Below are 11,476 nucleotides of genomic sequence, written 5' to 3' on the forward strand. Positions count from 1 at the left end.
GGTTGCTTCCGGCTGGAGCATTTGCCGGGTGGGACTTACACCCACTGGAAAGCGCCACCTTTTCACGGCGCACACCCACAACGGTCACACAGAATGGCGCAACATCGATGGCTGCTTAAGGGGTCAACGCGACATCCCACACGCATGAAGCTCACGCGACGACACGCTTTTGCCGGGTCAAGCCGAAACGTACGCGGATTCGAACGGTTCAGCCACGGAAAAAGCACGCGGGTTCGGGAGGCCACCCCGACCTGAGGTGATTGGCGCGTCGACCGACAGTTGCGACCGCGGATATGGACCGGTGCAACCATTCCGAAAAGCGTCCTAACGGCATATAGGACCTTGGCGGAAATCCAAGGTACTTGCAGCTAGCGGCCAATCGGGGCTCTGACAGTCGATTAGGAGCCCTGGCCTGACAAATTTGAAACGATCTCCCGCTTAAATTAATTCAGTTCATCTTTGACGACCCTTATCGAGGAGAAAGTGATCCCTCGTGGTGGGGGCCGCGAGCAATGGTAACTATCCGAATTACGATAGACGAAGGTCGAATTCGCATAGTGCAACGTCGATGTAGGGATAACGGACGTAACACGGAAGACTACAGAATCGCCGAGTCGCTGATGGCGCGCTACCTCCTCTCGTTCTACAGCGACGACGAGAAGGCAGCTGATGCGACGCCGAAGGAGTAAGCGCGCCCGGGCGCGCTTTGTCTGCTACGGCTGGTCGTCCGCCGCCGTCTAATATCGAAGCCGGGGAAACCCATACAGTTCGGGTGGTTCCCAGACGCCGCTTGAGCTGAAGTCCCATGTGGGCCCGTAGCTCGCCGACTTGGCAAGACCTGCAGTGGTCAAGCCACTTGTCGCGGGAAGCATGTTGCCCTGACCCACACCGCTCGTTGCGTTCCCCACCTCTTTACCCCAGAAGACATCCGGTGCGATCTTACCGACGTTGACGCCAGCGACGCCACCTAGCGGAGCGCCACTAAGAGTCGTGCTGATATGAGCGTTGGTGATCGATTGCGAAAGGGAGCCAGAGTTCGAGCCGATCAAACCGCCGACAGCCCCGCCTGCGCTGATAGCCGGCACCACGACCTGGCCGACGTAGGCCGACTGCTCGATGTGGCCGCGATTCTCGCCTGCGACGCCGCCGGCCGGCCCATGCTCGCTCGTAACGTCGCCTCCAGCTGCAGCACGAGTAACGATCCCCTCGTTGACGCCCACTGCACCGCCGGTCGCCGCACCGCCCGACACCGCGGTGTATTCACTCCTTGTTTTCGCGAGCACGCCGCGATTGATACCCACGACGCCCCCCGTAGCGGTGGTGCCTCCGCGCACGGTCCCGTAGGTGAAAACGTCGACTATTAGCCCGTCGTTGCGCCCCGCTATCATGCCGAGCGCGCCTTCGCTTGCCGTCGCTGAGCCGTTGGCCAAAGCGAAGTCACGGACCACCGCCCCCTCGCCGACCACGCCAAAGAAACCGGTAGCCGAGCTGGAATTGGTATTGCGCGCGTCGACGCTTACAGAAAAGACACTACCGCCCCCGTCGAACTGTCCGGTGAAAGGGTGCTCCGCACTGCCGATGGGCGATGGCAGTGTCGTACCGTTGTAGAGACTGGCAGAAGTGTTTACGTGATAGTTGCCGGCGAGGTTGTCGTAAATAGCGCTGAAGTCGGCGGAATCGATGATCTGCATGTAGCCGGTGATCTGAGTCTTCAGCCCGCTCAGATGTGCCGGTCGCCACGCCGGATTGCCGTGCTGCACGCCCGGGACATACGCCCCGTTGCGATCGTAGTACATCTCAACGAGACCAGTGCTGCGACACCATTCGATCACACCGTAGTTCAATACGCTCCCACCGTTATTGGCTGCAAGAGCGTCAGCGGCAACGGTGAACGCCCCGCTACCTGCGTTGGCGACGGTTACGCCCGGAGATATCGTCACCGAATGTCGAGTGCGGAAGTAGAGTGGCGCTGCGCCTGTCCAGCGCACATCGCCGCCCACGACGATGTCGCCCGTGCGCGCCGGCGGGTACACTGTATCGACGGTCACCGCCGTACCGGAAGACAGACCGTGCGAAAAGGTTCGCCCCAGCGCGGAGTCGATGGTCAGTTCCGGAATGGTAATGTTTAAGGAATCCGCGTGCACCGTCGCATCGCCCATGCTCAGGCGGTCGGCTTTGATGGTTACTTCGCTCGGCGGCCCCGCACCCTTGTCCGCGATGATCGTCGCGCCGTTAGCGTGGACCCGCCCGGACTCCGCGATGAGCCACACGTGGCCGTCACGATAGGCGGTGCCAGTTGCATGCAGTGCCGTGTTGCGCCCTGCGAGCGCGAATACATTGCCGTCGGCGGCTTCAATCGCGATCTGCGCGCCGCGCATGACGCCCGCGTTCAACGCAGTCCCGCCACTGCCGATCTGAATGTACGCGGCGTACCCGAGTCGCTCGTAAAGCGGAATGAGCACGTTCTCTCCGACCGCGAGTTGCGCGAGACCCTTGTCCGCGCGCAGTTCGCCCGCATTTACAACCTTGTTACTTGCGATGAGGAAGACGTCGCTGCCGCTCGACTCAATCTTCCCGAGATTGACGATTTTTCCGTCTGACTTTCCCGTTAGCGACACCTGGGGAAAATACCGCATGAAGTCATCGTTCGTGATATTGAGCGTCGATGCCACGAAGCGCCCACCCGTCGTCACGACACCGGTGCGTCCAACGACCACCCCGTGCGGATTGATCAGATACACGTCGCCGACGCCTGTGAGTTTGCCGTCGATGGTGGCGATGCCCGGCCCAGTCACGCGGTTTAGCGTCGCGCCATTCGGGTTGTCGATGGACACCGCGTGCGCCTTACCGATCGAGTAGCTGTTCCAGTCGATGACGGCCGTCGGCGTAGTCTGTTTAATGGCGAGAGTCGTGCCATTGGTCACCATCGAGCCCGCGCCCCCGACGAACTTTCCGCCGCTGGGCAGCGGGCCCGCGCCGAAGGTAGGCACGGTCAAGCTAGCAAGCAAGATCGCGGCCAGCGGCCTGAGCTTCATTCGACAACGGCGCACGGGCCTGCCGCTCATTGAGTCCGGCGCACGCTTCGGGAGCGGGTGGATCGACAGAAAACCCATGACAGCCTCCCTGGCGCGCAAAGCGAGTCCAGTTGGAAGATGCACGGCGACTCGTGCAATAGCACGCTCGGGCAGAACCGCTTGCATCGCCGGTAAGGTTAAATGCTAGGTGGTCACACTTCCTTTTTCAACGACCGTGTCGTCGCCGTAGTAGCGCTTCTCTGTCGCAGATGTTCCGCGCTTGCGACCCACATCTGCCCTTCGACACAGCGCGAGGGATACGGCAGCTCCCAAAGTCCAACGGTCGTTCAAGGAAGCGTCGCGACCGGCAAGCGCTCATGCGAATTCGAAGGAGTCGCGACAAAGCTTTCATACCTGGTCGGCTGCAGGCGCGCCGGTCGCCGTTTTAGTTCTCAACTTCAACTAGTCGCTATTTGCATACAAAGGACCGCGAAGGCGTTACAAAAATGCAGTCGTGCGAACGCATCGCAATCGTCTATAAAAAATAAATCCGTTGGGACGAACTTATCTGCTTGTCGCCCCATGCAGACAACGCCGCTTCACTGTCGGCTTTTTCGCACCGACGCAGGTACGTCACTGGGAGACGCGCGCTCGCGCGTCATCGTTGGCGATCGTGCCAGCACGTCTTCCGAATGCATGAAAGCCTCGCGCGTTGCGACTTCCCTGATTCGAGTTGTATAGATCATGCAAGAAGAACCCGAAGGAACCCAGTCATGAAATCCGCGACGAAGTGTCCCGCGTGCATTCACGTTTCCGCGTTTCGATCGGATCGAAGCGCGGCATGGCGGCTTGCTTGTCGACGCTTCCTCCGTAACTGTCTCTGGCTACTTGGCACCTTCTTACTGGCTGGTGGACTGGTCCAGGCAGCGGTGATCAAAGAGGGCGACATACTGGTCGCCGACCAAAGCGCCGACGTGCTGTTTAAGGTGGACCCCGAAACCGGTGCGCGCACAGTCGTTAGTGATTTTAGCGATCTTTCGCAGGGACCCGGAAATGGAGGATTTCCTTCGGGCGCCCTCGCCGGCGTGGCCGTCAGGGGAGGGCAAATATACGTGACCGACTTTTTCATCGGCATTTTCGGCGTCGATCCTCGCACCGGCAAGCGCACCCTGCTGAGCAACATCAATCAAGGTGCAATTCACGGGACCCTTTATTACGGCGTGGGAGTAGATGTCGTTGGCCGAGTTATAGCAAACTCCCAACAGTTTCCTCCTCAGCAGCAGTTCGTTATTCGCGTGGACACCCGGACCGACAACCGTGTTCTCGTTACCGACTTCTCAAATCCTGCTCAAGGGGCGGTTTTCACTGGTGGTAACTATATTACTGACCTCACGCTAGGGCCCTTCGGTGCGATCCTCGCTGGCGTTGGCAGTACAACATTTGCGGGTTCGGCGATCTACCGGATCAACCCAATAACAGGCTACAGATCGCTTGTGAGCGATTTCACCAACCCGGCCCAGGGAACCGATGTCGTCGACTTGAATTCGACATTGGGCATTGCGGTTGAGATCTCCGGACAGATTCTTGCTAATTCGCTCGGACCCACCGGCAGGGATCTCCTTCTGCAAATAGACCCCGAAACTGGCAGGCGTAGGGTGCTCAGTGATTTTAACAGCTCGACGCAGGGACCGATCGGGACGAGCCTTCACGGCCTCGCAGTGGAGAGGTCTGGGTCAGTAATTGTTGGTGCCACTGCCCCAGCTTCTGGAGACGTCCCAGCACTCTTCCGGGTGAACCAACGAACCGGGCGACGCACTGTGCTAAGTGATGCAAACAATCTAAGCCAAGGAGCAGTGGCCTTCAAAGCGATTGTTGCGATAGCCGTTGTACCCGGAGATCACGACGATCACGGTGACCACGATGGTCACGGTGGTCACGGTGAGCACGATGGTCACGGTGAGCACGATGGTCACGGTGAGCACGGAGGCCCGGGCTCTCATTCAAAGCCGACTGGGGATCCGCTCGTAAGTCCGTTTGGCGTGGTCAAGTGACATCCCGTTCAGCGACGCCCGTCCGTTGTTCCTTGCACTGCTTGCAACGGACCGGTATTTGCCAGTGGATTGCTAAGAGCGCGTCACGCAGATAGCCACGCGGCTTTAATGATCCCGGCTGGCTGCAGCCGATCACAAGTCCGGTACGAGGTTGAACCCCAAGGTCCGCTCCTACTGCGGAGCCGCCGTTGGAATGGCTGCATAACGCCGTCTCTGAAAGACAGCAACTGGCCGGGTGCTGTCTCATGCGAGTGCATACGCAGCTCGAAACTCGTGAGCACGCGATTGGCTGCGCGCGACCCACTACGGACAGTTAAGCACTCATTGGGCCAACGACAGGGATCGGACCACAACCGCCGTCCAACCAGCTCATAAGCACGTAACACTTGCAGAGGAAGCGAATGATCTTTAAATGGCTATCTTGTTCTAACCCACTTTCATTTGAGCGCGAGGCAAAAAGCATAAATCTCGACCGTGTAATCTTCACCCGGAGATGAACCTGGAGGATAGTAAGTACATCCAAAAACGTTTGTTCGCTCTGGTCGTATTCCGAAGTTTTGTAAATAATGTGGTTCCTTTCCTGATGCCTTGTCGCAGGTTCCGCCTATAAGCTTATAGTGCTTATTTTCGTCATTGGGGCATGTCGCCTCGAACGTTCCTTGATTACCACGAACTGCGCCGCCGCGAGACGGAACGATCTTAAGGTCTTTAAAAAGGCCATCTCTAACAGTGGCCGAAGAGTAACTTTGGAATGTAGCGGTCCCATCGCTCGCCGTCTTTCTGAAGTCAGCTATTGCGTCGCTCGCCTTCTTTTCGAAATTAGCCGTCACTTCGCTTGCCTTTGTATCGAACACTTCGCTGACATTTTTTTTATATCCAGTTATCGCCAATGAAAGGACAGTACCTCCGATGCCTCCGCCCACCCCACAAATAATGAGCAGTCCAATAGCGATTTTGAAGTAATTGTTAAGAGCTTGGACCTGATCTTTAAGTATCTTTGTATCTTCTTTGAGGTTTCTTATATCAGGTTTGACATTTTCTTTAATATCTTCCTTGATGACATCTAAAGCATCGCGAAAAAAGTTCCTCTCGCCTCCGTTCATCGGCTCATGATCGCTCATAGCTACTCCTTCTCAATGTTGCTTTGTAAGCGCCTACAGACATACACGTACCATGCTCGCAATTTCGCGCTAAGTCCGGATGCGTATCCGGAGAACTGCATCTAGGTTCTTCGAACGAGATTTGTATGTGCGAAACCGAACCTTTCTTCTTCGTTGCGCCGAATAGGGCGGTGGAGAGCCCAGCTGCCATCCTTCGACGACACCGTCGCTACAGAGGTCGCAATCGGCGAGTCGCGATGTTGAACGACCGAACCCGATATGCTCGCGTCGACATCGGGCGGGTTCCGAAGTGGACCAGCCGTTGGAGTGACCGCTTTATCGCGTCGAGCCATCGGCAGAAATTGGCCGGTACACGACCGAGGGATGAACGCCATTTTGGAGGTTCATCCCTTTCCAGTTGCAGTCGTTGCGCAGATGGTTTCGAGGCCAACCTTGGATATCTGGTAGGTGCGGTCTAACCTAATACAAATGATGCAAGTCAACGTTCCACGGCCCGGGCAGAGTCGAGATTGCAGTCAAACATCAGGCCCGTATCGCCGCAGGCGCGCGGGGGTGCAGCTGCAACCCCTTCTATCCGGGTGGAGTAGAGCTGCGTCAAGGTGCGTCTGTAGACGTCGTGCCTTTCCCATCGCGTTGCTCTGTCTTCCGCTGCTCCGTCCGATGATCGCGCGCGTGCTTAAGCGCTTCTTCGCCAGTCGACGTGCTCGAGGAAACATCATGCAAAATTCATTTGTTTATAGTCGCTTGCTTTCTGACTTCACAGTCGCTGTCTCACTAGCGACGGCGTTCCTAGCGGCTTGCGGTGGTGACAACTCACCGACTACACCGGCCATGTCAACGGACACAGCAACCCTTTTGGCTTCCGCCAATAAGGTAAAGGCACCAACTAAATACAAACTTACGGACCTTGGCACCCTTGGCGGAACAGACAGCGTTGCCACTGGCATCAACGATGCCGGACAGGTAGTCGGAACCAGCTTAACTGCGAGCAATGTTCACCACGCCACACTTTGGAAGGGCACTACCGCAAGGGACTTGGGCACCCTCGGCGGAACAGAAAGCTTTGCTAATGCCATTAACAAGGCCGGAGAGGTAGTTGGCAGCAGCTTCACCGCAGCTGGTGTCGAGCATGCATTCATTTGGAATGGCACCTCCATCACTGACCTGGGTACCCTCGGCTCGCTCAGTGGAAACTTCAGTGAGGCCTCCCATATTAATAAATCTGGTCAAGTAGTGGGAAAAGGCTTCTTCTCAGGCAGTGCCCCCAATGCGCCGCGAATTCATGCAGTTTTATGGAACGGCATGCACCTCACTGATCTTGCCGCGGCGGGTTGGACATATAGCGATGCCAGAGGTATTAACGATGCCGGACAGGTAGTGGGAGTCAGTCAGAGTAACGGCAATAATCACGCCACGCTTTGGAATCGTACTACCCCAACCGACTTGGGCACCCTCGGCGGGACGGAGAGCATTGCCGTCGCTATCAACAAGGGTGGGCAGATAGTTGGGTCTAGCCTTACCGACGGCAATGCAGCCACTCACGCGACCGTATGGAATGGCCAAAGGGCTACTGACTTGGGGACACTCGCCGGAAATTACAGCGTCGCTATCGACATTAATAAATCGGGTCAAATAGTCGGGCAGAGTTTCATAAATGCGAGCGCATACCACGCGACGATCTGGAACGGGACCACACTTACTGACCTTAATACGGTTCTTGATGGCAGTGGCGAAGGTGTCACGCTCCTTTATGCTTACGCCATCAACGATTCCGGGGAGATTGTCGGAGGTATGACTATTAATAGCCAGAATGTCAGGCACGCCTTCTTATTAACGCCAACCAACGGCAACGGCAAGTGATGAATCGACGCGCGAATTTGTCAGGTCTGCATCGCGCTGCCGGCCAAACCTAGAGGACCGCTCACCTTGCACGAAGGTCCGCTGTCTGGGTAGAACCGACGCCTAAATGTCGGCGCGACGGCCCCGGCGAATGGCGGATCATGGCCCGATTCCCGCCTGCTGCCTCGTCAAAGATACATCGGCCCATCGCTGCCGCGCGTGCGCTTTCGAGGCTTGAGCACAAGTCGTCGGCCATCGAGACACGGGGCCGCGATATTTCCAATGGACACTGCCCGGCGCCCGCGCTTCGGTTGAATTGCCTTAATCCTCCTGCCGTCTGTCGCCGATCGGCAGTACCCGACCCGCTGCGGACGTCGGACAACGCTCCACGTCACCGGCAGCTTCCGGGCTGCAGCGGTCGTTCATTCCTGACTCAGGCTGGCGGATTAGTTGTAGCCGAGGATCGCGACGGATTGCAAATCGGAGCGGTCTATCACCTGGCCGGCCAACAAAGCCAGCGGGCCCTCGAGCAATGACGCATAGGTGGTTGCGGGGCGCATTTTTGTCGACGGGCTAACCACAATTTGCGGTTCCCCAGTGGGCGGCGCGGCGGCACCACCCGCGATCAGAGGACTGGAAGATTTCATTTTTCGGGCCAAATAGTGAGAAGGAAAATACTGAGGCTTCAGACTGCCAGCGAGAATGATGGGTATCGCTTCCGCTGGTTGGTCGCGTGAGCCATGTGTGAGTCTCCACTGTGTATTGCATTAGAAAGCGCTCCGCAAAGAGGTCCACAGCGCGCTATCGCGTGCTGAGGAATTCGGAAGCTTCGGCGTGGGTTTCGAACACATGCGCTGCAGCGTGACGAGAAAACAGCGCCTCGCCCAACTTCATGCGCATGAAGGCGCTGGTGGTATATCGCGTCGTTGTCGTGTAGTGCTTGGCCTGAAGTTCGGCCACCATTTCGAAGTACGCGTCAGCCATTGACTCGTCGAGCCGAAAGCCGTCGTAGTTGACGATCAGCGCCACCCGCCGTCCGACCTTGGTACAGAGGGCATCGAAGACGCGCCGCACGCCTCGATGTCATCGTCACTGCGGATCGCCATCCCCTCGAAGTTCGCAAAAAGAATGTTGCGGTCCTCGTCATAGCTGAGGCGATCGCTTAGTTGCAGATCCTCCAGCACCGCGGCCAGTCCCATCGGTTTGGACCGATAGATGCGGGGGTCCATCAGCGTCACTTCGCCGATGATGGGGCGAAATGCCATGTGCGCGAGCACGTCACGCTCGATGTCGATGCCAGGTGCGACTTCAATCAGTTGCAAGCCGTCCGGTTGAAGCTTGAAGACGCATCGCTCTGTGACGTAATGCACTGACTGCCCCTTGGCCGCTGCGAGCGGGCCGCTAAAGGTAATTTGCTCAACCGCTTCGACGAACTTGCAGGTTTTACCTTCGGTCACGATTCGCATCTGACCGCCTTCGATGCAAGTGCTCATTCCGCCAGCGGTGAAGGTCCCGGCGAACACGAGCCGGCGAGCGTTCTGGCTAATGTTGATGAAGCCGCCTGAGCCCGCGAGACGCGAACCGAACCGGCTGACGTTCACATTGCCCGCGCGGTCGATTTCGGCCATCCCAAGACACGCGAGGTCGAGGCCACCGCCGTCGTAAAAGTCGAACTGCTGGTTCTGGTGCAATAGCGCCTGCGTATTGATGCCAGCGCCGAAATCGAGACCGCCTTGCGGCATGCCGCCGATCACGCCGGGTTCGGCGGTCAAGGTCAGATGGTCGAGTACCCGCTCTTCGGCAGCGACAGCGGCCACCGCCTCGGGCATGCCGATTCCCAGGTTGATCACCCCGCCGAGCGGCAACTCGAACGCGCAACGCCTCGCGATCAGCTTTCTCTCGTCGAGCGCCAGGGCCGGGATCTTGTTCACGGGAACGCGGATCTCGCCTGAGAACGCCGCGTTGTAGTCTGTGCCGTAGGTTTGCTTGTGTGCACCTGGCGGAGCGACGACCACGCAATCAACCAAGACGCCGGGAACGACCACGTTTCGGGCATCGAGTGTGCCGCTTGATGCGATGCGTTCAACCTGAACGATGACCAGTCCGTTCGCATTTCTCGCAGCCATTGCGGCAGCCTGCGCGTCGAGCATCAGCGCCTCACGCTCCATCGTAATGTTGCCTTCGGCATCGGCGGTGGTGCCGCGAATCAACGCGACGTTGATTGGAAACGCCTTGTAGAAAAGCCACTCTTCGCCGTCGATCTCCATCACCCGCACTAGGTCTTCTGTTGTTCGTGCGTTGATCTTCCCGCCGTTTTGCCTGGGGTCGACGAAAGTGCCGAGTCCCACCTTGGTGAGTGTGCCGGCACGGTGGGCAGCGGCGTCCCGATACAAGTGTGAGATCGTGCCAAGCGGCAGGTTGTACGCCTGGATACGACTGTCGGTCGCCAGCTTTCCGAGCTTGGGCACGAGCGACCAGTGGCCGCCGATTGCACGCTGCACCAGACCTTCATGGGCCAGCCGGTTGAGGCCTCGATCCTTGCCGTCGCCGGGGGCCGCGGCGAAGACCAAAATGAGATCGCGCGGCCCGTCGGTGTCGACGAAGCGCCGCTCGAGCGCCGTAATCAACTCCTCGGGCGTGCCGACGCCGACGAACCCTGAGCAACTCACAACGTCGCCGTCGCGTATCAACGCGATGGCCTCATCGGCGGTAACGACCTTGTCTCGAATCATGGCAGTCTCGGTTCGCTTATTGAGCGTCAGCTAGTCGGTTAAGAGGTAGTTCTTGATGACAGCGATCTGCGCCTCGTCCATCAACGCTGGCGCATGTCCACAGTCGGGAAACTCGAACGCGGTGACCCGACCGTCGCTCGCTGCCGAGCCACGTTTGAGCATCGCGTCCACCGTGCTGCGCGAGAGCAAGTCGGAGTCTTCGCCGCGCAAGATCAGCACCGGGCAGTCGATCCTGTCCCAGACGTGCCACAGAATCACGTCCAGCAAGATCGGGATCGAAAAGCGCATCCCGATGCCCGGATCGAAGTGAAATCGGAAACCACCTTTGCCGTCCGGGACGGCGCTGTGCTGCGCGAGATGACGCCAGTGGGCGTCGCTGAGTTTGCCGAACGGCGCGTGGACCTCGCGCAGATGCGTTTCCACCTCGTCGACCGACGCAAAATGCCACTGGCGCGTCAGATAACCGCCGATCCTGCGCAGTGCCGCAGCCGACACGCGCGCACCAAAATCATTGAGCACAAGCCTTCGTACCGGCGTGCCAGATTCCGACGCCATCAACATGCCGATATGTCCACCGAGGGACGTGCCCACCCAGTCCACCTGATCGACATCGAGCCGGGCAACCAGCGTCGACATCGCACGGACATAGGCGCGGTCCGTATAGTGGGCGGGCGACGCGAGCCATTCGCTGCGGCCGCGCCCTGGAAGGTCGGGCACGA

At 58.4% G+C, this 11,476-nt stretch carries 8 protein-coding genes; 2 read left to right on the top strand and 6 right to left on the bottom strand.

The genetic code is table 11. The features are described 5' to 3' along the window. Positions 1-737: 737 nt before the first annotated feature. Positions 738-3,113 carry a two-partner secretion domain-containing protein gene (locus AWB67_RS32205; protein ID WP_159965030.1) on the bottom strand — a complete coding sequence of 792 codons (2,376 nt, stop codon included), beginning with the start codon at positions 3,111-3,113 and terminating at the stop codon, positions 738-740. A gap of 674 nt (positions 3,114-3,787) precedes the next feature. On the opposite strand from AWB67_RS32205, the gene AWB67_RS41035 reads away from it, so the two are divergent. After that, positions 3,788-5,065 carry an NHL repeat-containing protein gene (locus AWB67_RS41035; protein WP_159965032.1) on the top strand — a complete coding sequence of 426 codons (1,278 nt, stop codon included), beginning with the start codon at positions 3,788-3,790 and terminating at the stop codon, positions 5,063-5,065. A 437-nt stretch (positions 5,066-5,502) separates the two neighbouring features. On the opposite strand, the gene AWB67_RS40005 is transcribed toward AWB67_RS41035, so the two are convergent. Further along, positions 5,503-6,186, bottom strand: a complete 684-nt coding sequence (locus AWB67_RS40005) for a hypothetical protein (RefSeq protein ID WP_125477766.1) — start codon at positions 6,184-6,186, stop codon at positions 5,503-5,505. A 717-nt stretch (positions 6,187-6,903) separates the two neighbouring features. Here AWB67_RS40005 and AWB67_RS32215 point away from each other — a divergent pair. Continuing rightward, positions 6,904-8,046: an HAF repeat-containing protein gene (locus AWB67_RS32215; RefSeq protein ID WP_159965034.1), complete on the top strand. Its 1,143-nt coding sequence runs from the start codon at positions 6,904-6,906 to the stop codon at positions 8,044-8,046. A gap of 425 nt (positions 8,047-8,471) precedes the next feature. On the opposite strand, the gene AWB67_RS40010 is transcribed toward AWB67_RS32215, so the two are convergent. The 4 genes from AWB67_RS40010 to AWB67_RS32225 all read right to left on the bottom strand — a co-directional run. After that, on the bottom strand, positions 8,472-8,672 hold the full coding sequence (locus AWB67_RS40010; protein WP_125477767.1) for a hypothetical protein: 201 nt from the start codon (positions 8,670-8,672) through the stop codon (positions 8,472-8,474). 154 nt (positions 8,673-8,826) lie between these two features. Next, a complete protein-coding gene (locus AWB67_RS41550; RefSeq protein WP_200822366.1) occupies positions 8,827-9,054 on the bottom strand; it encodes a hypothetical protein in 228 nt (75 codons plus the stop codon). Next, complete coding sequence (locus AWB67_RS32220) at positions 9,045-10,757, bottom strand: acyl CoA:acetate/3-ketoacid CoA transferase (protein ID WP_200822367.1); 1,713 nt, start codon at positions 10,755-10,757, stop codon at positions 9,045-9,047. Before AWB67_RS32220 ends, AWB67_RS41550 begins: the two co-directional genes overlap by 10 nt. A gap of 30 nt (positions 10,758-10,787) precedes the next feature. After that, positions 10,788-11,476, bottom strand: a 689-nt coding sequence (locus tag AWB67_RS32225) for an alpha/beta fold hydrolase (protein WP_087660118.1), incomplete at its 5' end; no start/stop codon positions are given.

Origin of the sequence: Caballeronia terrestris, from assembly GCF_001544515.1 — a bacterium.
In the GTDB taxonomy this organism is placed as follows: domain Bacteria; phylum Pseudomonadota; class Gammaproteobacteria; order Burkholderiales; family Burkholderiaceae; genus Caballeronia; species Caballeronia terrestris.